Below are 22,603 nucleotides of genomic sequence, written 5' to 3'. Positions count from 1 at the left end.
CCACAGTAGGGCAGCGGCTCGTCGCGCCGCAAGCTACAGCGGGTGGGCGCTGTGCGTCAGGCGAGGCCGAGGCGATAGGCGTAGGCGACGGCTTGGGCTCGGTCGCGGAGGTGGGCCTTGGCGAAGAGGTGGTTGATGTGGGTTTTGACCGTGGCCTCGCTGACTACCAGGTGGCGGGCGATCTCGGTGTTGGACAGGCCTTCGGCGATCAGCCGCAGTACCTCGGTCTCGCGGGGCGTGAGGCCTGTGTCCACCACCGGTTTGGGTGTGCCTTCGATCAGGCGGCGCTGGACGTCGGCGTCGACGATCGACTGGCCGGCGGCGGCCGCTTGCAGGGCCCGGCCGATGGACTCCGCGTCCGCGTCCTTGGTGAGGAACCCGCGGGCGCCGGCCCGCAGCGCCGACAGCACCGAGTCGTCGTCGCTGTACGTCGTGAGCACGACCACCTCGGTCCGCGGATGATCGGCCCGCACCCGCCGCGTCGCCTCGACACCGTCCATGGTCGGCATCCGCAGGTCGACGAGCAGTACGTCCGGGTCGTGTTCGCCCACCAGCCGGACCGCTTCCAGGCCGTCCGCCGCAGCCCCGATCACGTCGATCCCGGGCAGCAACTTGAGCAACGTCACCAGCCCGTCGCGCACCACGGTCTGGTCGTCCGCAACCACCACTCGCAAGCTCATCCGCGTCCTCGCTTCGCTCCGGGCGCGGCTGAGGCACGGACCGCGCTGTGCTGTCTGGTGAACTCGCTTCGCTCCTTCACGCAGGCACCTTCAGTTCGACCCGCCAGCCCGTCGACGTCGGGCCGGCCTCCAATGATCCGCCGACCAGGTCGGCGCGTTCGCGCATCCCGAGCAGACCATAACCGCCCGCCGCCGCTCGCTTCGGAGGCTGCCCCGGCCGGTCCTCGACAGTCAGCCGGACCACGTCGCCGTACGTCAGCCGCACCCGCACCAGTGCACCCGGCGCATGCTTCCGGGTGTTCGCGAGCGCCTCCTGCAAGGTCCGGTACAGCGTCCCGAGCGCCTCAGCCGGCAACTCCCGCTCCTCGCCGTCGACCTCGAACTCCGCCGTCGCCCCACTCTCCAGCCGGTACGCCGTGACGAGATCGCCGAGCGCCCGTACGTCGGGAACCGCGTCCTCCCGCAGCGCCGCCACCGCCCGCCGCGCCTCGGCCAGCCCGTCCGCGGCCAGCCCCTGCGCCCGCGTGACCTGCTCGATCGCTTCCGGCGACGCCCCGTCCCGTACGAGCATCAGCCGCGCACCCTGCAAGCTCAACGACAACCCGGCCAGCGAATGCGCGAGTACGTCGTGCACGTCGCGCGCGATCCGCGCCCGCTCGGCCAGCGCCGCCGCCCGCTCGTGCTCCTCGATCGCGGCCTGTTTCCGGGCCAGCGACACCTCGAGATCCTCCAGTTGCTGCTCGCGAGTACGCCGGTTCACCGCCGCCAGCGTCAACGCGACCACCCCGAACGCGGCCCCGAACGCCCCGGGCAGCGAACGCGTGGTGACGTACAGCGGAACGCTCGCACCAAGGATGCTGATGGCAACGATGATCCATTCGAGCGGCTGCGCCCGGTAGTAGCGGACCGCCGCACGGCTGACCCAGAACGGGACGATGATCATCGCGCTGCCCGGTAACGCGTACCAGAGCACCGACCCGGCGACCGCGAACACGAGCAGCCCGTAGCCGGCCGGGCCGGGCGGATCGCCGTCCCTCAGGAAGAACAGCGTGATGTTGCTGAGGACAACGATCACGCCGATCGCGACGATCAGCGGGTACGGCAGCCGCCGGTCGGCGTCGTCCCGGGTGGCGACGATCACCGAGAGGATCGTGATCACCCCCGGCACCGCACGCAGCAGCAGGCCCGGTACGGAGCTGTCCCGCACCAGGCCCGCCGGAGTCCACGTCATGACCTCATCATGCCCGCTGCGCCGCCAGCGGAATGTTCATGGCCAGCGAGCGGCGGTAGATCATCGCGTTCTGCGCACCGATCGTGAGGCCGACGGTCAGTGCGATCGCCGACCGGCTGAACGTGCTGTGTGGCCAGAGCGCCGCCGAGGCGAAGGACGCACCGACCCGGAGCGCGATCGTCAGCAGCCAGAGCAGGAGCGTCGGAACAGTGCCCTTCTGGTACATCCCGTCCGCGGTCTGGGTGAGCCGGATGCTCGCACCGCGGGCGAAACCGGCCCCGAGCAGGACCACGCAGTTGAGCGCCAGGAACGCGAGCTCGCCGGTCGAGGCGCTGTGGACGGCCGACGACAGCGAGAGCACGCCGACGCCCAGCAGGATCAGCGGCATCCCGACCAGCGACTTCTGCGTGACGAGCGATCCGGTCACCTGCTTGCCGATCACCCGCACCAGCACCAGCAGGCCAATCAAGATTCCGAGCACGGCCGACATGTCCATGAGTTCCTTTCCGAGGAGGTTGCTGCCAACACTCCTCGGAAACGACGTCCGGAACGTCAGCCCCGAGGTGAGACCCAGGTGGATCTGGGCCTCAACCCCAGGGTTGACTCACGCCAACGAATTCAGGCGAGCGAGACCAGGTCGAGGTAGTCGTCCGACCACAGGTCCTCGGTGGCGTCCGGCAGGATCAGCACCCGATCCGGGCGCAGCGCCTCGATCGCACCCTCGTCGTGGGTGACCATCACGATCGCGCCCGGGTAGCTGCCGACCGCACCCAGCACCTCGTCCCGCGACGCCGGGTCGAGGTTGTTCGTCGGCTCGTCGAGCAGCAGCACGTTCGCGCTGGAGTGGACCAGGCCGGCGAGGGCCAGCCGGGTCTTCTCGCCGCCGGACAGCACAGCGGCCGGCTTGTCCACATCGTCACCGCTGAACAGGAACGAGCCGAGCACGTTCCGGACCTCGCCGTCGGTCAGCCCGGGCGCGACCGACGCCAGGTTCTGCCGTACGGTGCCGGCCAGGTCCAGCGTGTCGTGTTCCTGCGCGAAGTACCCGAGTCGCAAGCCATAACCCGGTACGACGCGGCCGGCATCAGGCTGTTCGCGGCCCGCGAGGAGCCGGAGCAGCGTGGTCTTGCCCGCACCGTTCAGCCCGAGAATGACGACCCGGCTCCCCCTGTCCACGGCCAGATCGACACCGTTCAGCACCCGCAAGGCGCCGTACGACTTCTTCAGGCCGACCGCGGACAGCGGAGTCCGGCCGGACGGCGCCGGGGCCGGGAGGCGGATCTTGGCGACCCGCGCGGCCCGGCGGACCGGCTCCAGCCCCGCGAGCAGCTTGTCCGCGCGACGCGCCATGTTCTTGGCCGCCATCGCCGTACTCGCACCGGCCTGCATCTTCGCCGACTGGGCGTGCAGGACCGCGGCCTTGCGCTCGGCGACCGCCCGCTCGCGCTTCCGGCGCCGCTCGTCGACCTCCAACTGCTCGAGGTACTTCGTCCAGCCGGTGTTGTGGATGTCGATCGTCAACCGCTGCGGGTCCAGGTGGAAGACCCGGTTGACCGTTGCCTTGAGCAACTCGCGGTCGTGGCTGATGACGATCAGGCCGCCGGGGTAGGCCAGCAGGAACTGCCGCAGCCACAGCACCGAGTCGGCGTCGAGGTGGTTGGTCGGCTCGTCGAGCAGCAGGACGTCGTGCTGCGCGAACAGGATCCGGGCCAGCTCGACGCGCCGGCGCTGACCGCCGGACAGCTCGCCGATCGGCTGCTCGAGCGCACGGTTCGGCAGCCCGACACCGGCCGCGAGCCGCGCCGCTTCCGCCTCGGCCGCGTACCCGCCGCCCGCCTGGAACGCGGCTTCGGCGCGCGCGTACGCCGCCATCGCCTTCTCCTGAACCTTCTCCTGCGCCGAACCGGTGGCCGAACTCATCGCGGCCTCGGCCGCCCGGAGCTCCCGTACGGCGACGTCCAGCCCGCGCGCGGACAGGATGCGCGCGGTGACGGTGATCGCGGGATCGGCCGCCCGCGGATCCTGCGGCAGGTAGCCGATCGACCCGGTCGTGCTGACCTGCCCCGCCGTCGGCCGGGTCTCGCCGGCCAGCGTCTTCAGCAGCGTGGTCTTGCCGGCACCGTTCCGGCCGATGAGCCCGACACGGTCCCCGGCGCCGACACCGAACGACACGTCGGCCAGCAGCAACTGCGCGCCGACCCGAATATCTACACCGCGAACGGTGATCATGATGGTTACTCTCCGTGGTAGCTAGTGGACACACCTCACCTGCAGAAGCGGGTGCGCCGGCTAGACACAGAGGCAAGTAGCCATACGACCACGGTAACCAGGGCTGGCAAGATCCGTCAGCTGATTTTCGCGGGGAGCTCGACGACGAAGCGGGCGCCGCCGCCCGGACGGTCGGTGACCAGGATGGTCCCGTGGTGCCACTGGACGTGGCGGGCGACGATCGCGAGCCCCAGGCCGACACCGCGGCCACGGCCCGAGGTCTCGCCCCGGCCGAACCGTTCGAAGACCCGGGACCGGTCCTCGGCGCCGATCCCCGGCCCGGCGTCGTCGACGGTGATGACGACGCCGAGACCGCCCGCCTCGACGCCCACACCCTTGCAGCCGCCGGCGTGATCCTCGGCGTTCTCCACCAGGTTCGCGATCACGCGCTCGAGCCGGCGCTTGTCCGCCTGCAGCGTGAGCGCCTCGGCGTCCGGCGCGACGACCGTCACCTCCCGCCCGGCGGCCGCGTCGGCCGCGGCCCGGACCAGGTCGGCGATCCGGACGATCTCCCGGCTGCCCCGGTCGCCGCCGTCGTCGCGGGAGATCTCCAGCAGGTCGATCACCAGCCGCCGGAACCGGTCCAGGTCGTCACCGAGCAGCTCGACCGGCTCCCGGACGGCGGCCGGCAGCTCGGCGCGATGGTTCTGGATCAGCTGCATCGAGTTCAGCATCGTCATCAACGGCGTCCGCAGCTCATGACTCACGTCACCGGCGAACCGGGCGTCCGCGGCCACACGTCTCTCCAGGTCGGCCGCGGTCTGGTTGAACGACCGCGCCAGCCCGCCGAGATCCTTGTCGTTCCCCGCCGGCAACCGCGCGTCGAGCTTCCCGCGCGCCACCGCGTCCGCGACCCGGGTCAGCTCCGCGAGCGGGCGCAGCGCGAGCGTGCTCGCCAGCCGCCCGACGGCGAGCCCGACCAGCGCCGTCGCGATCGCCGCCGCGATCAGGGTGATCTTCATCCGCTGCAGCGTGTCGTCGAGGCTGCTCAGCGGATGCCACTCGAAGAACGCGTCCCCCTGCCGCCCGATCGGTACGCCGACCGCGAGCACCGGCTGCCCGCCGACCTCGATCCGCCGCTGCACCACCTTGCCGCTGATCGCGCCCTGGATCAGGTCCGGCGGCAGATCGGACGGCTTCCCGGTCATCGCGTACCAACGGTCCTGGAGGTACAGCATGGTGGCCGCCGCATCGGTGGACGGGAGGCTGTTCATCACCTCCATCACGGACACCCCGGGCTGCAGCGTCGGCGTCTCGCACTCGACCCGCTCGTGGCTGGGCCGGCACGGCTCCGGCGGACCGAACAACCCGTACCGCAAGGCGGCTCCGTTGTCCGCGGTGATCGTCTCCGCCGCCGCTTCGCGCTGCTGGACCAGATAGTCCGATACGACGGTCCAGGTCACGATCGACAGCACGGTCGACAACCCGAGCGCCAGCAGGCCGTACGCCAGCATCACGCGGCCCCGCAGGGTGACCCGTCCCAGCAAGGTCAGCTCACCAGTCGGTAGCCCAGGCCCCGGGCCGTCACGAGATGCTTCGGGCTGGCCGGATCGCGCTCGACCTTCAGCCGCAGCCTCCGGATGTGGACGTCGACGATCCGGCTGTCACCGAAGTACCCGTAGCCCCAGACCTTCGACAGCAACTGCTCGCGACTCAGCACCCTGCCGTCGGCGTTGGCCAGCTCGGCGATCAGCTTGAACTCGGTCCGGGTCAGCGGCAGCACCTCGCCGTCCCGCGTCACCTCCGCCGCCGGTACGTCGATCCGCAGGTCACCGACCTCGAGCAGGTCGGCCTGCCGCGCGCCGGCCGGTTCGACCCGGCGCAGCAGCGCCCGGATCCGGGCCGACAGCTCCTTCGCGACGAGCGGTTTCGTCACGTAGTCGTCCGCCCCCGCCTCCAGGCCCGCGACCACGTCGTGGCTGTCGGTCCGCGCGGTCACCATGATCACCGGTACGTCGCTCGCGCGGCGGATCTCGCGGCAGACCGTGAAACCGTCCCGGTCCGGCAGCATCAGGTCCAGCAGCACCACGTCCGGAGGCTCCCGGCGCAGCGCAGCCAAGGCGTCGTACCCGTTGGCCGCCTCGGCGACCTGGTAGCCCTCGTCCTCCAGGGCAAGCCGCAGTACCCGCCGGATCCGCGGCTCGTCGTCGACCAGCAGCAAGCTGTGTGCCACGGGACCAGTGTCGCTCACCGGCGGTCCGGGTGCCGGTTACGCCTGTCATGAATCCGTCATCTTCGTGCGAGCGCCGATTGACATCTGCTTGACGGTTCGGTGACCGCGGTCCCGGGCCCGCCCGGGAGTCCTAACTTCGGCGCTATCGAGTCCCGGAGGAGGACCAATGGCCAGGAAACGGCTGGCGGCAGTATCCCTTGCCGCCGCGGCGAGCCTCATCGCGCTCGCCGCCTGCAGTAACGGCGGCGGAACGGCGTCCGGATCCGGAGGCGGATCCGCCGGCACACCGGTCAGCGGCGGCACCCTGAACATGCTCGGGGCGGGCGACGTCGACTACATGGACCCCAACGTCAGCTACTACTCCGTCGGGTACCTGAACCTGCGGATGTGGAGCCGGCAGCTGTTCACCTACCCGGCCGACCCCGGCGGCAAGAACACCACGCCGGTCGCCGATCTCGCCACCGAGATTCCGACCGCGGCGAACGGCGGGATCAGCGCGGACGGCACGACGTACACGATCAAGATCCGGCCCGGCGCGAAGTGGAACACGAACCCGGCCCGCCCGGTGACCGCCGCGGACATGGTCCTCGGTGTGAAGCGGACCGCGAACCCGCAGCAGCCGTTCGGCGGCATCCCGGACTTCGCGACCCTGATCGTCGGCTACCAGGCGTTCGCCGACGGTTTCGCCAAGGCACCGAAGACGGTCGCCGGGATCAAGGAGTACATCGAGAAGACGCCGCTGCCAGGGGTCGTGGCCAAGGACGCGTCCACGGTCGTGTTCCACCTGACCCAGCGGGCGACGTACTTCGTCGACATGCTGACGCTGCCGGCCTTCTCGCCGGCCCCGGTCGAGTCGCTGAACTACCTTCCGGCCAGCACCGAGCTCGGCAACCACTTCCCGTCCGACGGCCCGTACAAGGTCGACTCGTGGGTGCCGACCAAGTCGATCACGTACTCCCGCAACCCCGCCTGGGACCCGGCGTCCGACCCGGTCCGCAAGGCGTACGTCGACAAGATCGTGGTGAACGAGACCGTCACGCAGGACTCGGTCCAGCAGCAACTGCAGACCGGTACACCGGCTGCCGACATGGAGTTCGACGTCGCTCCGCCGCCGTCCCAGCTGCCTGCCCTGCAAGCCAAGAAGGACCCGAACCTGACCATCGGCGACACCGCGGGCTCGAACCCGTACGTCATCTACAACACCGTCTCGCCGAACAACAACAAGGCGTTGCAGAACCCGAAGGTCCGGCAGGCGATCAGCTACGCGATCAACCGCGACCACATCCTGCAAGTGCTCGGCGGCAAGACGTTGAACCCGCCGCTGACCCACGTCCTGCCCGACGTCATCATCGGCTCGAAGCAGATCGACCCGTATCCGTACAACCCGGACAAGGCCAAGCAACTTCTCGCCGAGGCCGGTTACCCGCACCTCACGCTGAAGTTCCTGTACCGCAACGCGACCGAGGGCAGCAGCAAGACCTTCCAGACGGTCCAGCAGGACCTGACGAAGGCCGGCATCACGGTGGTCGGCGTTCCGTCGCCGAACGCGGACTTCTACGTGAAGTACCTCCAGGTACCGGATGTTGCGCGACGCGGCGTCTGGGACGTCTCGCTGGCCGGCTGGGGCGCCGACTGGTACGGCAACGCGGCGCTGTCCTTCTTCAACCCGTTGTTCTCCGGTCCGCCGTCGTACCCGCCGATCGGCAGCAACTTCGGGCTCTACAACGACCCGGAGACCAACAACCTGATCCACCAGGCCGCCACCGCCGAGACCCAGGACCAGGCCGCGGACCTGTGGGCCAAGGCCGACGCCCGGGTGATGGACCAGGCCGCGTTCTACCCGCTCACCAACGGCAAGCAGGCGAACTACCACGCCGCCCAGGTGAACAACGCGGTGTACGTCCCGTCCATGCAGAACTACGACCCGACCAACGTCTGGCTCTCCAAGGACAAGCAGGGCGGCTGACCTCATGGCCCTGCTTGAAGTAAGGGACCTTCGGGTCTCCTTCGACACCCCGGACGGTACCGTCCGTGCCGTCCGGGGGCTGTCGTTCGACGTGGAAGCCGGGCAGACACTCGCCGTGGTGGGCGAGTCGGGATCCGGCAAGAGCGTCTCCACCCAGACCATCACCGGCCTCACCCGCGGCGCCGAAGTCTCCGGTACGGCGTACTTCGACGGCACCGACCTGATCACCGCGGACCAGGCGACGCTGCGGCGGCTGCGCGGCGCCCGGATCGGGATGATCTTCCAGGACCCGCTGTCCAGCCTGCACCCGCAGTACCGGATCGGCTGGCAGATCGTGGAGATGATCCGGGCGCACGACCTGGAGATCAGCAAGCAGGCGGCGCGGAAACGCGCCGCCGAACTGCTCACCCTGGTCGGCATCCCGCGGGCCGCGGAGCGGATCGACGACTATCCGCACCAGTTCTCCGGCGGGATGCGGCAACGGGTGATGATCGCGATGGCGATGGCTCTCGACCCGGCGCTGCTGATCGCGGACGAGCCGACCACCGCGCTCGACGTCACGGTCCAGGCCCAGGTGCTGAACGTGATGCGCCGGCTGCAGGAGCAGTTCGGTACGGCGATCATCCTGATCACCCACGACCTCGGCGTGGTCGCCGAGATGGCCGACGAGGTCGTGGTCATGTACGCCGGCGCGGTGATGGAACGCGCGCCGCGCCGGGACATCTTCTACCGCAACCACCACCCGTACACGCAAGGTCTGCTCGCCTCCCTCCCGGCGCGCAGCGGTGACCGGCTGACGCCGATCCAGGGCACTCCGCCGAGCCTGATCAGCCTGCCGAAGGGGTGCCCGTTCGCGGCCCGGTGCGCGCACGTGTTCGACAAGTGCTCGGAGCCACCACCGCTGGTCGACGTGGGCGGCGACCCGCGTCATCAGTCCGCGTGCTGGCTCCCCCACGACGTGAACGAGGCGGTGGCTTCATGACCGACGTACTGCTCAAAGTGGACGACGTACGGAAAGAGTTTCCGACACATTCCAAGGAGGTGGTGCAGGCCGTTGCCGGGGTCTCGTTGGAGGTGCACAAGGGCGAGACGCTCGGACTGGTCGGCGAAACCGGCTGCGGCAAGTCCTCGCTCGCCCGGTGCATGGCGCACCTGTACGACGTGACGTCGGGCTCGGTGTGGTTCGAGGGCCAGGAGATCAGCAAACTCTCGCGGAAGGCGATGCGGCCGCTGCGCCGCGACGTACAGGTGATCTTCCAGGATCCGTACGGCTCACTGAACCCGCGCCGCCGGGTCGGGTCGATCATCGGCGACCCGTTCGCCATCCACAACATTGCGTCGGGCAACGAACGGAAGAAGAAGGTCCAGGAGCTGATGGAGCTGGTCGGCCTGAATCCCGAGCACTACAACAGGTTCCCGGCCGAGTTCTCCGGTGGCCAGCGGCAACGGATCGGGGTCGCGCGGGCGCTCGCGCTGCGGCCGAAGCTGGTGATCTGCGACGAGCCGGTGTCGGCGCTGGACGTGTCGATCCAGGCACAGATCATCAACCTGTTGTCGGATCTGCAGCGGGAGTTCGACCTCACCTATGTGTTCATCTCGCACGATCTGTCCGTGGTCCGGCACGTGAGCGACCGGATCGCGGTCATGTACCTGGGCAAGATCGTCGAGCTGGCGCCGACCGCCGAACTGTTCGGGCAGACGCGGCACCCGTACACGCGGGCCCTGCTGTCGGCGCTGCCGGTGGCGGACCCGGATACCGCCGACAGCCGCGAACAGATCATCCTCGGCGGCGACATCCCGTCCGCGACGAACCCGCCGTCCGGATGCCGTTTCCACACCCGCTGCCCGAAAGCGCGGCTCGACTGCGCGGCCGAGGAGCCGGTCCTGGAACCCGTGCTCGACGACAAGCCCGGGCACCGCACCGCCTGCTTCTACCCGTTGACGGTGGGCGAGGACCTCTCCACCGCCGTACCCGATCTGAAGGCATCATGACCGCCGCGATCGAGATGGTCGATGTTCTCGACGAGCCGAAGGCGATCGAGGGGCGGAGGCCGTTCTCGCTCGCGGTTCGGCGGCTGCGCAAGGACAAGGTGGCGATGGTCTCGCTCGTCGTGATCGTGCTGATCGTGCTGATGGCGGTCCTCGCGCCGGTGTTCGCGGCCGTGACGGGGCATCCGCCGAACGAGCAGTACCGCGACATCGGGCTGACCCCGGACGGCCTGCCGCGCGGACCGAACGGCACGTTCTGGCTGGGGACCGACGACCTCGGCCGCGACATCCTGGTGCGGATCGCGTACGGCGCCCGCATCTCACTGCTCGTCGGCGTGCTCGCGACCGCCATCACGGTCGTCATCGGCGTCGTACTGGGGCTTGCGGCGGGGTTCCTCGGCGGGATCACCGACACCGTCCTGGCGCGGCTGATCGACGTGGTGCTGTCGGTGCCGTTCCTGCTGGTCGCGATCGCGCTGGTGTCCGTGACCGGCCCGAGCCTGACCGTCACGGTGCTGGTGATCGGCTGCTTCAGCTGGGCCTCGGTGGCCCGGATCGTCCGCGGTCAGGTGCTGTCGCTGCGGGAACGGGAGTTCGTCGAGGCGGCCCGTTCGCTCGGGGCCGGCGACCGGCGGATCATGTTCGTCGACGTCCTGCCGAACGTGATCGCGCCGGTGATCGTCTACACCACGCTGCTGATTCCGGTGGTGATCGTGACCCAGGCGACGTTGTCGTTCCTCGGACTCGGCCTGCCCCCGCCCACGCCTGACTGGGGCGGGATGATCAGCGAGTCGCAGAACTACTACACGACCGCGTGGTGGTTCATCCTGTTCCCCGGTTTGGCGCTGCTGGTCACCACACTCGCCTTCAACCTCTTCGGCGACGGGGTGCGGGACGCCTTCGACCCCCGCGCAGATCGGACCTGATCATGGCCATGTTCCTGATCCGCCGGATCGGTCACGGGATCCTGGTCCTGTGGCTGATCAGCGTCGCGGTGTTCGCGCTGTTCTTCGTTGCTCCGAGCAACGTCGCGCAGACGCTCGCGGGCCGCCAGGGCACGCCGGAGACGATCGCGCTGATCAAGCACCGGCTCGGTCTCGACCTGCCGGTGTGGCAGCAGTACCTGCACTTCCTCGGCAACGCGGTGAAGGGGAACCTCGGGTACGACTACTACCACCAGGTGCCGGTGACGCACATCATCGGGCAGGCGCTGCCGATCACGGTGTCGCTGGCGCTCGGGGCGGCCGTACTGTGGCTGGCGCTCGGCGTGTTCAACGGTGTCATCTCGGCGACGCACCCGCGATCCCTGGCGGACCGCGGGCTGACGTTGTTCGCGTTGTTCTTCTACTCGTTTCCGTCGTTTCTGCTCGGTCTGCTGTTGCTGTATTTCCTGTATTTCCGGCTCACGCTGAGTGGCTTCGGCTGGTTCCCGGCGGGCGGCTACGCACCCCTGACCGGCGGGATCGGGCCGTGGTTCCAGCACCTGCTGCTGCCCTGGGTCGCGCTCGCCTTGTTGCTGGCGGCAACCTATACGCGGTTGACCCGGGGTTCGATGCTGGACGTTCTCGGTGAGGACTACATCCGGACCGCGCGGTCGAAGGGGATCCGGGAGAGCCGGGTGGTCGTCGTGCACGGCCTGCGCAGCGCGCTGACGCCGGTGGTCACGCAGTTCGGCATCGACCTCGGGCAGCTGATCGGCGGCGTGGTCGTCATCGAGACCGTGTTCAGCCTCCCGGGCCTGGGCCAGACAGCGGTCGTCGCGATCAACCAGCAGGACCTGCCGGTCATCATCGGCATCGTCCTGTTCGCCTCGGCCGCGGTGGTGGTCTCGAACATCCTGGTCGACATCGGGTACGCCGTTCTCGACCCGCGGGTCCGCTTGCACTAGGGTGTGTCTCCCAATCCCGCGCCGTAGCGAGGAGGTGCTCGGTGCGGTGCATCGGCGTGCGGGGGCGAAGGTCTCGATGCGGAGCATCGTGGCCTTCGCACCCGTGCGGCGAGGTGCCGTGCCGAGTGCCCCGCAGTAGGCGTGGGATTGGGAGACATGCCCTAGTACCGTTTCCTCCGTGATCGCTGTCTACGGTGCTGGTGGGATCGGGTGTTACGTGGGTGGGCGGCTGGCCGCGACCGGTACGCCGGTGACGTTCGTCGGCCGCCCGCGGATGGCTGCCGCGCTCGCTGAGCACGGGTTGCACCTGACGGACTACCTGGGCGCGGATCTCCGGGTGGCTGATGTGCCGTTCGAGACGACGCCGGCTGGTGCGGCCGACGCGGATCTGGTCCTGGTGACGGTGAAGTCCGCCGCGACCGAAGGCGCTGCTGCCGAGCTCGCGGGGGTGCTGAAGCCGGGCGCGGTCGTGGTGAGTTTCCAGAACGGCGTGCGGAACGGCGAGATGCTGCGGTCGCGGTTGACCGAGCAGGCCGTGGTGACCGGGATGGTCCCGTTCAACGTGCTGAACCGGGGCGCCGGCGTGTTCCACCAGGGCACCGAGGGCGCGCTCGACGTACAGCGGGATGCCGCGCTGACGCCGTACCTGGAGGCTTTCGAACGGGCCGGGCTGCCGCTCGCGCAGCACGACGACATCCTTCCGGTCCAATGGGCGAAGCTCCTGCTGAACCTGAACAACCCGATCAACGCGCTGTCGAACCTGCCGTTGCGCGACGAGCTCTCACAGCGCGCGTACCGCCGATGCCTGGCCGCGGCGCAGGCCGAGACGCTCGCGCTCCTCGACGCGGCCGGGATCCGGCCGGCCCAGCTCCTGGCCGTTCCGATGCACCGCTTCCCCGCTGTCCTCCGGTTGCCGGACTTCCTGTTCCGGCGGCTCGCGAGCAAGGTCCTCGCCGTCGACCCGCTCGCGCGGACGTCGATGTGGGAGGACCTCGAGGCCGGCCGGACGACCGAGATCGACTACCTGAACGGCGAGGTCGTGCGGCTGGCGGAGTCCCTCGGCCGGACCGCTCCGGTCAACGCGCGGCTGGTGGAGCTGATCCGCGCGGCCGAGACCGACCGCCGCTCGTGGTCAGGGCCTGACCTCCTCCGCGAGCTGTCTTAATATACGAGATAGAAGATCTCGTATGATGAACGCATGGATGTTGCGGTAGTTGGTGGGAGTGTGGCCGGGCTGCAGGTGGCGCTGACCTTGGGCCGGGCCCGGCGGCGAGTGGTGCTGTTCGACGACGGGCAGGCGCGGAATCGGGCAGCGTCGCACGTGCACAACTTCCTCGGCGTGGAGGATCTCGCGCCGGGCGAGCTGCTGGCGGTGGGCCGGCGGCAGGTGGCGGCGTACGGCGTCGACGTCCGGGACCTGCGGGTCGACGACGTCGGCGTGGACGGTGACGAGTTCGTGGTCGGCGGCGAGCGGGTGCGGGCCGTCGTACTGGCGACCGGGTTGTGGGACGAGTTGCCCGACGTACAAGGGGTGGCTGACGGGTGGGGGCAGTCGGTGGTGGCTTGTCCGCACTGTCATGGGTGGGAGGTGCGGGATCAGCCGCTGGTGCAGATCGGGATGCGCGGGGCGCCCGAGCGGTCAGTGGCGCGGGCCCTGCTGCTGAGCCGGTGGAGCGACGATGTGACGTTCTGCACGGACGGGGATGAGCTGACCGCGGTTCAGGCGGATCAGCTGGTTCGGGCCGGGGTGGCTGTGCGGACCGAGCCCGTGAAGGAGGTGCGGGAAGGTTCCGTGCTGCTGGACGGGGCCGAGCTGCCGGCACGGCGGGTGTTCGTGGTGGTGCGGCAGCATCAGCAGAGCGATCTGGCCGAGCGGCTCGGATGCCAGGTCGCGGACGGGGCGGTGGTCACAGACGAGGGCGGACGCACCACGATGCCGGGCGTCTACGCGGTCGGTACGACGACCAGTCCGGCGCTGCTCGCGATAGGTGCGGCCGGTCATGCGAGTACGGCGGCGGTCGCCGTACACGCGGATCTTCTAGAACTGGATCTGGGCGGCGGGCGGTAGTCGCGTCGGGTCGGCGATCGGCCAGTCGGACGGCGGTTCCGGGAGCTCGTCCAGTTGCAGGAGGCACCAGGGCGAGAGGTCCGGGAGGTCCCGTACCTCGTGCCATTCGGCCCAGCGGAAGTCCGCAACCTCGGCCGGGTTCGGCGTCGGGTCACCGGTCCACCACGCTCGGTACACCGGGCAGATCTCGTTCTCGACCATGCCGGTCGGCATCTCGGCGCGGTAGCGGAACTCCGGCAGCACCAGCTCGACGGTCTCCACGACGATGGCCAGTTCGTCCGCGAGCCGGCGCCGTACCGCCTGCTCGAGCGGCTCACCCGGCAGTGGGTGCCCGCAGCAACTATTGGTCCAGACGCCGGGCCAGGTCGGCTTGTCGAGCGCCCGCCGGGTCAGCAGCACCCGCCCGGCCGCGTCGACCACGTAGCTGGAGAACGCCAGATGCAGCGGCGTCGCCGCGTGGTGAACCGCCGCCTTCGCCTCGGTCCCGACCGCACGCCCGCCCTCGTCCACCAGCACAACCCGCTCGTCGATCACGGGGTCGAGCCTAATCGGATTCCAACGGCCGTCTGGCAGCTGTTAGCCTCGGGGTGTGACCAAGCACTGCGTGATCTATCGACCGGCTCTGGGAGGAGCCGGCACTCCGTAGTCGCTGCACCCAGAGCCTCCGAGGCAGGAACCGTCCGGTTCCTGCCTCTTTCCGTTTCGCCGGAGGCACTGGTTCGGAGGTGCCTCGTCCCGAGAGGAACCCCATGAACGCTGTCATCGACCGATTACGCCGGACCACCGACCTCATCGTCGGCGAGGACGACCTGCGCGAGCGCCTGGAGTCCGGGCGACCGCTGCGGATCAAGTACGGCGTCGACTGCACCGCGCCCGACCTGCATCTCGGGCACGCGGTCAATCTGTGGATGATGCGCCAGCTGCAGGACCTCGGGCACCGGGTCGTGTTCCTGCTCGGCGACCTCACCACGCGCGTCGGCGACCCGACCGGGCGCTCCGAGACCCGGCCCGTCCTCACCCCCGCGCAGATCGACGCGAACGCCGCGTCGTTCCTCGAACAGGTGTCGCTCGTCTTGCGCACCGATCCTGACGTGTTCGAAGTACGCCGGAACTCCGAGTGGTACGACGCGATGCCGGTGGCCGAGCTGTTGAGTCTGTTCGCCCAGGTCACGCAGGCACAGCTGATGAGCCGGGACATGTTCCGCGAGCGGGTCGCGGCCGGGCGGGAGATCGCCGTCCACGAACTGGTGTACCCGGTGCTGCAGGGGTACGACAGCTTCGCGATGCAGAGCGACCTGACGATCGTGGGGTCGGACCAGCTGTTCAACGAGCAGCTCGGACGGCACTTCCAGCAGCGGCTGGGCGCACCGCCGCAGGTGGTGATCACGACGACGATCACGCCCGGGATCGACGGGCGCGCCAAGCAGTCGAAGTCGCTCAACAACTACATCGGACTGACGGACAGTCCGCGGGACAAGTTCGGGAAACTGATGAGCATTCCGGACTCGCTGGTCGAGCCGTACGCGCGGGTCTACACCGAACTCCCCCTCGAGACGGTCGCCGCACTCGCGGACGCGACCGGCCCGGCGGCGCGCGACGCCAAGCTGCGCCTGGCGGCCGCCGTCGTCACCCGGTACCACGGCGCCGGCATCGCCAAGACCGAGCTGGACGCCTTCCGTCACACGTTTTCCGAGCGTTCCGAACCGGACGACATCCCTGAGGTCGTCGTCACCGGTGAGGTCGTGACGGCCTTCGACCTGCTGCGCGCTGCCCGTCCGAACGACAGCAACTCGGCGCTGCGTCGTCTGCTCCAGCAGGGCGCGGTGGCGATCAACGGCGTACGGGTGGACGACCCTTTGGCGGCAGTCGAACTCGACGCGGGCGTGGTGCTGAAGTCCGGCGCTCGCACTTGGCACCGGATCACGCGAGAGTAGGCGGGTGGAGCTCAAGACGGTAGAGGCCTTGGTCAGCGTCGGCGACCGGTACGTCGGGCGAGCGCCCGCGTTCGACGTCGAACCGGCGTGGTGGGCCGAGGTCGAGGCGATCACCCGGCATCTCGACGAACTGCTCGGGGTTCGGACAGTGGTCCTGCGACTCGTCGACGCCGACGAAGCCGTCATCGGTCGCGGCGGACGGGTCGTGTACCACGTCCAGGCGCTCGACGAACCGCGGAACGGCGTACTCGACGAGACTCCGCTGCCTGACTGGGCCGCGATCATCGCGCCCGACCCGTTGCGATCGACCTGGGCCGAGATCGACGGGCCGGGCCGGTTGATCGAGTGGGCGCAGACCGTCGTCGGACCGCACGACGCCGTCCAGGTGAAGACGTGGAACCTGTCGTGCCTGATCCGTTTCCCCGGCGCGTGGGCCAAGGCCACCAGCCGGTTCGGGAGCATCGACGCGGACATCATTCAGCACGTTCACCGGTACGACGCGACGCTGGCGCCCGCCGTACTAGGTCAGTCGACGGACGACCGGTGGTCGCTCCTCGCTCATGCCCCGGGCACCGACTGCTGGGAGCCGGACCAGGCGACCGTCGACAACGTGGTGAGCCGATGGGTCGCCGCTCAGGCCGCGCTGGCGTCCGAGGCCGGCACGCTCGCGGCCCCTCGCCTGCTCCCGGAGGAACTGGTCGCCGAGGTCACACGACTGCTGCCGCGCGTCACGCTCTCCCCCGGCGAATCGGCCGACGTGGAACAGCTGATCCAGAAGCTCCCCGGCATCGTGGAGGAACTCGACGCGGCCGGACTGCCGATCACGGTCGTGCACGGCGACTTCCATCCGGGCAACTGGCGCTCGGACGGCACCAACCGGGTCATCGTCGACTGGGCCGACGCGTTCATCGGCCACCCGGCGCTCGACGTCCAGCGCCTGCACGACTTCCTGCCCGCGGAGAAGCATCCGCACGTCACCGACGTCTGGTGCGCGGCCTGGAAGAACCACGCACCGAGCAGCGACCCGTTGCGAGCGATCCGGCCGATGAAGGTCCTCGGCTACCTCACCTACGCCCTCACATACCAACGCTTCCTCGACAACATCGAACCCACCGAACGCATATACCACCAGGACGACCCCGCCATCTGCCTCCGAGCGGCCGCGGGTGCATTTCGCGACTGGTGAGGCTTGCCGCGCTGTGACAGGGTTGAGCGAGTGACGACTCTCATTACCGGCGCATCCGGAAACGCGGGCGGCGCCGTCCTGCAATCGCTCGCGGAACAAGGGATTCCGGGGCGGGCACTGATCCGCTCGGCACGCGAACTGCCGACCGGCATCGATCCGGTGTACGGCGACCTGAACCGGCCGGAAACGTTCGTCGAGGCGTTGTCCGGGGTGACTGGGATCTTCCTGTTGAGCGGTTACGACCGGCTCGACGAACTGCTGGCGAACGCGGTGCGGGCCGGCGTGCGGAAAGTCGTCGTCCTGTCCAGCAGTTCGCTCGACGGTGAGCTGACGAACGCTGTCGCCGCGTACCACCACGCCACCGAGGAAGCGGTCCGCGAGGCCGGGCTGGAGTGGACATTCCTGCGGCCGAACTCCTTCATGTCGAACACGCTGCGCTGGCGCGACCAGTTGGCGGCCGGCGACGAGGTGCGGGTGCAGTTCCCCGACGTACCGGTGTCGACGATCCATCCCCGCGACATCGGCGACGTAGCGGTCCGCGCTCTGCAGGGTGCCCACGACGGCGAGGTACTGCGCCTCACCGGCCCGGTTGCCCTCACCCCGGTCGAACAGGTCGCGATCCTCGCGGAGGCCATCGGTCGCCCGCTGACGGCGTACCCGATGAGCCGCGCCGAAACCCACGAAGCGCTCCACGCCTCGATGCCGGAGCCCTACGCCCAAGCCATCGAGTCCTTCTTCGGCGACGGCACCATCGACGAAACCACCGTCAACAGCACCGTTTCCGACGTCACCGGCCACCCCGCCCGAACCCTGCAGGTCTGGGCCGAGGAAAACGCTGCACTATTCACCTGAGCGCAGTGCACAGCCGTGCGACAGATTCTGGTGGGCCCGCACCTGAAATTCCCTGTCGACAGCCCCCGGAAGGTGTCACTTCCCCGGTAACAACGGCTCTTGTGACTGACGTCTGGGCGGTTGGTGCCGGCGCGGGCGGCTGAGTATGCGTTCTCTCATGAGGACGTGTTGAGTGGCTGCCTGGTGCACCTGAGCGTGATCGCTCCCGCGCGTACGTCGTCCCACCGGCGCTCTCCCTGTCGAGCCACCCCGCGCCCCCGCAAACCGCGTCGGTGCGCCGGCTCCCCAAACCAGTTCGGGGAGCGCCGCACCCCGAAAACAGCACGTCATCGTCCCCAAACCGGTTTGGGGAGCTCCGCGTCCATCCCGCTGCTGACCGGCCGGCCGATACCGGCGTACCGGGAACACGCACTGGGGACCGGGAACACGCACTGGGGGACTGGGAACAGGTGATGGGGACTGGGAACAGGTGATACCAGGTGCCTACCCACCATTGCCTGTTCCATGATCCCGGATCGGGTTGATCGCCGCCCACACATCGGACAGGAGAGCCGAAGGAACCTGTTCAAGCTCCCGCGATCCGCGATCCGCAACCCCGCGCTCAGAAGGTCGCCTCCCCGACACTCGGCCGGCCAGGCCGGGACCACCTGCTGACGCAAGCCGCCGGCAACTGCGGTACAGCTGTGTGTGGGGCGGTCATTTGTGCAGTGCCTTCAGGTACTCCTCGGTGGTGCAGACCGAGCCCAGGCGCGGGAAGGTGTAGGTGATGGCGAAGGTGTGGGCATGGTCGTCGAGGCCGGTCATGGCGTCGGTGAGGAAGAAGGTTTCGTAGCCGAGGTCCGCGGCGGCGCGGCCGGTGGATTCGACGCCGAAGTTCGTGGCGATGCCGGCCAGGACGACGTTCGCGATGCCGCGGGACTGCAGTTCGGCGTCGAGGGTAGTGCGGCCGAACGCGCCGATCGTCTGCTTGACGATCACCAGGTCACCGGGCCGCGGCGCAGCCTCGGGCGCGAACCCGCTGCCCTCCGGCTGCACCTCCACCCCGGGCCGGTCGACCCGGACGTTCACCACCAAACCGCCGGCGGACCGCGTCGCCTCGGCCAGCGCCACGGACCGTTCGAGCACGACCGATCCACTCAGCGGCGCGGTCTCGAGCGCGATGATCCGCGGCATCAGATCGATCAGGACGAGCGCGGTACGACGGGACTCCAAAGGATTCACGGGGTGAGCCTAAGATCCAGCAGATCCACTCCGACCAGGTAGCCGGTTGCTGCCCCGTTCTTGCCGGTAACTGTCACCGTGAACTGATGCTCGCCCGCCGTCAACTGCGCCTCACCGAGCCCAACTGTCTGGGTACCGACGCCGGACGCCTGGTAGCCGTCGAAGCCGACCGCCGCGTGGCCGTCCACCTGTACGTCGACAGTCCCGTAGTCGGCCGCCTTCGTCAGCACCGTCGACAACTGGTACGAACCGGTCGTCGGGACGCTGAACCCGAACACCGTCTTGTCACCGGCCTTCGTCCCGTGGATCCACGCCTGCGCACCGCCTGACCAGCTGACCCCGCAGCAGTTCCCCTGCGGATCCACCGCGACCGTCGACGACACCGGCGGCAGCATCGACTCGCCCTCGACCCGCAACGTCCGCCCGCTGGTCGCCTGCACGGCAGCCGACTTCGGCCCGGCGTTCCCGGCCAGATCCACCGCCGACACCCGGTACGTCCACGTCTCACCGAGCCCTAAGCCTCGGTGCAGGAACCCCGGCAGCGGGCTCGTCCCCAGCAACGTCTCAGCTCCACCGGCCTTCGCCCCGTAGACGTTGTAATACGCGACCCCACTCTCATCGGCCACATCGGACCACGTCACGTTGATCGCGTTGTCGGAGCGGCCGGCGGCGGCAAGACCCGTCACGGTGCCTGGCGCGCGGCGGTCGACGTACGGCGCGGTCAACGACTGGACGACGTACGACGAGGCCGTCCAGGCGGGACCGGTGGGTCGGAGTTCGATGGTCAGGCGGTCACGGCCCGCGGTGATGGAGGAAGGTAGCTGGTAGTTGTCGTCCAGCCAGCGTTGGTGGGTGTTGCCGAGTGGTTGCAGCCAGGTGCCCGAATCCTTGCCGTTGACAATCACCTGCGCGGATTGCCCGGCACTGTTCTGATCACTGGTTCGCCGCAACGTGACACCCCGGTTGGCTGGGTCGATCTTGACGCTGAAGCGGATCGGTTGCGTGCTGGAGCGGACCTGGTCCGTCAGGGTGATGTTGTCGTGGTCGCCTTCGTACACCGCGCTGAGATCGGCCTGCGTCCCGTTGTCGACGTACCCGTGCTGCTGACGGCTGCTTGCCGAGCCGGTGTCGACGCGGTCGGTCTCCCGCGCGCCGAACTTCGACGCGGTGTACAGGAACGCTGTCGAGCCGTAGATCGCCGGGTGGTCGTCCTGCTGCCCGTGCTCGATCCCGAAGTCGAGCTGGTTCTCAAAGCCGATCGAGTCGGTGATGTGCAGTCGCCACGCACCGTCGCACTCGATGATGCAGGCACCGGCCCGCACCTCGTGCGCGGAGTTGCCGTGGAACGGCGTCGAGTACGTGCCGGCGTTGAAGTACCAGCCGGACTCGTAGTAGTCCTCAGTTCCGGTGCCGTGAATCGCCGGCGTCCGCTCGCCGTCGACGGACACCCGCTCGTCGCCCTCCAGGTACCCGCGAGTGTTGCCGTCGGCAAGCAGTCCCTCCATGGTCTGCGAGACGCCGACGAACTTGCCGCGGCCGGCCACGTCGGCGAACGTCCAGTCACTGCCCTGCGTGGTCTCGCCGCGCGCCGAGATCGCGGTGAAGTAACCGACCTTGCCCGCCGCCAGGTCGGCCGCCTTGCGTGCATCGCGAGCCGACGTCACCTCGGCCTGCCCCTTCAACGGGTACGTCGTCTTGTTGACCAGCGTGACCGTGGCGCGCGCGGCGTACGGCATCGGCCACCAGGAGGAGTACCAGCCGTCGGGATCCATGGCGAAGAAGAGTGAGCGGACCGGGTTCTCGCCCAGGCCGGAGCCGAAGAACTCGCCAAGCGGGGCGTCGACGCGCTTCTGGCCGTCGATCGTCACCTGCACCCGGACACCCGCCAGGAGCGTGTCGGACGGTTTGACGCGGGCGGCGTCCTCGTCCGTGGCGGCGTACGACATGGCGTGCTCGCCACTCCAGTTCTGCTGGGTGATCGCGTACCCGTGGGCCTGCTCGTCGGCGACGTGGTTGGGGCCGACATCGAGCTTGTCACCGGAGTCCACCCAGTACGCGAACTCGTTGAAGTCCAGGTCGGACGAGACGAACTCGTTGGTGATGGTGATCTGCGACTTGCCCGCCGTCAACGCGGCCGGGAGATCGACGGACTGGTCGTACCACTGCGCGCCCTGTGCCTTCAACGGTGCCCACTCGCCCGCGGGTGCGCCGTCGACGAGGATCTTCGCGCGCTGGTTGCCGATCCGCAGATCCATCCGGCGCGTCAGCTTCACGCCCGTGTTGGCCGGGTCGATCTTCATCGTGAACGTACTGCCGCCGAGGAACGCCCGACCGTCATCGGCGAGGCTCTTCAGATCGAGCCCGACCAGGTCGGGCAGCCTCAGCCGCAGCGCGCTGAGCTCACCGGCACCGCGGGTGTCGGCCAGCGTCAACTGTTTGCCTGGGGCAAGGTTCACCGGCGTCTTCGTGGTCCGCGCGTCGGGCCGTGCGGGCTTGGGGTCCTTCGTACCGGCCGCGTTGAGCAGGGCAAGCACGTCCTCGGCCTTGTCGCTCGGGTCGAACGTCTGTACGCCGTTCGCGTCCGGGAACTCGCGGTAGTCGACGTGGTAGAAGTACGGGTTCGTCTGCGTGGTGATCCGCATCGACGAGCGGTACGGCATCGGGACGCGGATGTAGACGCCGCCGCTGGTCTGGACGCCGTTCGCAACCAGCGGATAGCTGAACGGCGCGCCGAGCTTGCCGTCGACGATGTCCTGCAGCGAGCCGTGCAGGACCTGCTTGCCGTCGAGTTCGACGGTGATCGTTCCGGTCTTGGTGACGTTGCCCTCGTCGCGCGTGAACCAGATCGAGGCGACCTCACCGGGGCCGCTGTCCTCGGCGATCACGCAGCCCGCGTCCGACGTACGCAGACAGGAGTAGGTGCCGTCGAAGCCGTCGTTGTTGGTGCCGTCGCGGCCGAAACTGGAGAACTGCTTCGTGCGTACGCCGGTCTGCAGCTCAGGCAACCGGTCCAGGTTCCGGTACACCTCCCAGCCGACCGGACCGTTGGCACCTTCGGCGGTACCGGCCGAGGCCGGTGCCGCACCGGTCAGCAACAGCACGCTTGACATCAGCAGAACGACAGCACGACGGAGCATGGGCGGATTC

General features: G+C 68.9%; 19 protein-coding genes. 10 read left to right on the top strand and 9 right to left on the bottom strand.

What is annotated here, in order from left to right; translation table 11 throughout:
• Positions 1-56: 56 nt before the first annotated feature.
• The 6 genes from E0H50_RS28330 to E0H50_RS28305 all read right to left on the bottom strand — a co-directional run bounded on the left by E0H50_RS28330 (position 57) and on the right by E0H50_RS28305 (position 6,352).
• The gene (locus tag E0H50_RS28330; RefSeq protein ID WP_131293579.1) at positions 57-680 is read right to left on the bottom strand and encodes a response regulator; all 624 of its coding nucleotides are present in this window, start codon (positions 678-680) and stop codon (positions 57-59) included.
• Between the two features lie 76 nt (positions 681-756).
• The gene (locus E0H50_RS28325; RefSeq protein ID WP_131293578.1) at positions 757-1,911 is read right to left on the bottom strand and encodes a sensor histidine kinase; all 1,155 of its coding nucleotides are present in this window, start codon (positions 1,909-1,911) and stop codon (positions 757-759) included.
• A gap of 7 nt (positions 1,912-1,918) precedes the next feature.
• Positions 1,919-2,401 (bottom strand): hypothetical protein, encoded by a 483-nt coding sequence (locus E0H50_RS28320; protein WP_131293577.1) that lies wholly within the window; start codon positions 2,399-2,401, stop codon positions 1,919-1,921.
• Between the two features lie 128 nt (positions 2,402-2,529).
• Complete coding sequence (locus E0H50_RS28315; RefSeq protein WP_131293576.1) at positions 2,530-4,140, bottom strand: ABC-F family ATP-binding cassette domain-containing protein; 1,611 nt, start codon at positions 4,138-4,140, stop codon at positions 2,530-2,532.
• A 116-nt stretch (positions 4,141-4,256) separates the two neighbouring features.
• Positions 4,257-5,666 carry a HAMP domain-containing sensor histidine kinase gene (locus E0H50_RS28310; RefSeq protein WP_131293575.1) on the bottom strand — a complete coding sequence of 470 codons (1,410 nt, stop codon included), beginning with the start codon at positions 5,664-5,666 and terminating at the stop codon, positions 4,257-4,259.
• 2 nt (positions 5,667-5,668) lie between these two features.
• Positions 5,669-6,352, bottom strand: coding sequence for a response regulator transcription factor (locus E0H50_RS28305; protein ID WP_131293574.1), 684 nt, complete (start codon positions 6,350-6,352; stop codon positions 5,669-5,671).
• A 166-nt stretch (positions 6,353-6,518) separates the two neighbouring features.
• Here E0H50_RS28305 and E0H50_RS28300 point away from each other — a divergent pair, with 166 nt between their 5' ends.
• The 7 genes from E0H50_RS28300 to E0H50_RS28270 all read left to right on the top strand — a co-directional run bounded on the left by E0H50_RS28300 (position 6,519) and on the right by E0H50_RS28270 (position 14,263).
• Entirely contained in the window at positions 6,519-8,318 is a 1,800-nt protein-coding gene (locus E0H50_RS28300; protein WP_131293573.1) for an ABC transporter substrate-binding protein, read from the top strand.
• A gap of 4 nt (positions 8,319-8,322) precedes the next feature.
• Entirely contained in the window at positions 8,323-9,300 is a 978-nt protein-coding gene (locus tag E0H50_RS28295) for an ABC transporter ATP-binding protein (RefSeq protein WP_131293572.1), read from the top strand.
• On the top strand, positions 9,297-10,310 hold the full coding sequence (locus tag E0H50_RS28290) for an ABC transporter ATP-binding protein (RefSeq protein ID WP_131293571.1): 1,014 nt from the start codon (positions 9,297-9,299) through the stop codon (positions 10,308-10,310). Before E0H50_RS28295 ends, E0H50_RS28290 begins: the two co-directional genes overlap by 4 nt.
• A complete protein-coding gene (locus tag E0H50_RS28285; RefSeq protein WP_131293570.1) occupies positions 10,307-11,233 on the top strand; it encodes an ABC transporter permease in 927 nt (308 codons plus the stop codon). The genes E0H50_RS28290 and E0H50_RS28285 overlap by 4 nt, the downstream gene beginning before the upstream one ends.
• 2 nt (positions 11,234-11,235) lie before the next feature.
• Positions 11,236-12,195, top strand: a complete 960-nt coding sequence (locus E0H50_RS28280) for an ABC transporter permease (protein ID WP_131293569.1) — start codon at positions 11,236-11,238, stop codon at positions 12,193-12,195.
• 178 nt (positions 12,196-12,373) lie between these two features.
• Positions 12,374-13,360, top strand: a complete 987-nt coding sequence (locus tag E0H50_RS28275) for a 2-dehydropantoate 2-reductase (RefSeq protein WP_131293568.1) — start codon at positions 12,374-12,376, stop codon at positions 13,358-13,360.
• A 33-nt stretch (positions 13,361-13,393) separates the two neighbouring features.
• The gene (locus E0H50_RS28270; RefSeq protein ID WP_131293567.1) at positions 13,394-14,263 is read left to right on the top strand and encodes an NAD(P)/FAD-dependent oxidoreductase; all 870 of its coding nucleotides are present in this window, start codon (positions 13,394-13,396) and stop codon (positions 14,261-14,263) included.
• Here the strand turns inward: E0H50_RS28270 and idi are convergent.
• Positions 14,234-14,797, bottom strand: a complete 564-nt coding sequence (idi, locus tag E0H50_RS28265; RefSeq protein ID WP_131293566.1) for an isopentenyl-diphosphate Delta-isomerase — start codon at positions 14,795-14,797, stop codon at positions 14,234-14,236. The two genes, E0H50_RS28270 and idi, sit on opposite strands and share 30 nt — an antisense overlap.
• A 215-nt stretch (positions 14,798-15,012) precedes the next feature.
• Between idi and tyrS the strand changes: the two genes are divergently transcribed.
• The 3 genes from tyrS to E0H50_RS28250 are packed head-to-tail and all read left to right on the top strand — an operon-like array spanning position 15,013 to position 18,235.
• Positions 15,013-16,197, top strand: coding sequence for a tyrosine--tRNA ligase (tyrS, locus tag E0H50_RS28260; protein ID WP_131293565.1), 1,185 nt, complete (start codon positions 15,013-15,015; stop codon positions 16,195-16,197).
• Positions 16,198-16,201: 4 nt separating this feature from the next.
• A complete protein-coding gene (locus tag E0H50_RS28255) occupies positions 16,202-17,383 on the top strand; it encodes an aminoglycoside phosphotransferase family protein (protein ID WP_131293564.1) in 1,182 nt (393 codons plus the stop codon).
• Between the two features lie 30 nt (positions 17,384-17,413).
• Complete coding sequence (locus tag E0H50_RS28250; RefSeq protein WP_131293563.1) at positions 17,414-18,235, top strand: NmrA family NAD(P)-binding protein; 822 nt, start codon at positions 17,414-17,416, stop codon at positions 18,233-18,235.
• A gap of 696 nt (positions 18,236-18,931) precedes the next feature.
• On the opposite strand, the gene E0H50_RS28245 is transcribed toward E0H50_RS28250, so the two are convergent.
• Positions 18,932-19,456 carry an isochorismatase family protein gene (locus E0H50_RS28245; RefSeq protein WP_131293562.1) on the bottom strand — a complete coding sequence of 175 codons (525 nt, stop codon included), beginning with the start codon at positions 19,454-19,456 and terminating at the stop codon, positions 18,932-18,934.
• Complete coding sequence (locus E0H50_RS28240; RefSeq protein WP_165547322.1) at positions 19,453-22,566, bottom strand: DUF2961 domain-containing protein; 3,114 nt, start codon at positions 22,564-22,566, stop codon at positions 19,453-19,455. Before E0H50_RS28240 ends, E0H50_RS28245 begins: the two co-directional genes overlap by 4 nt.
• Between the last annotated feature and the right edge of the window lie 37 nt (positions 22,567-22,603).

It is taken from the genome of Kribbella sindirgiensis (assembly GCF_004331435.1).
Classification (GTDB): domain Bacteria; phylum Actinomycetota; class Actinomycetes; order Propionibacteriales; family Kribbellaceae; genus Kribbella; species Kribbella sindirgiensis.
Note: the sequence above shows the minus strand (reverse complement) of the source record. Positions and strands in the feature narration are given on the sequence as shown.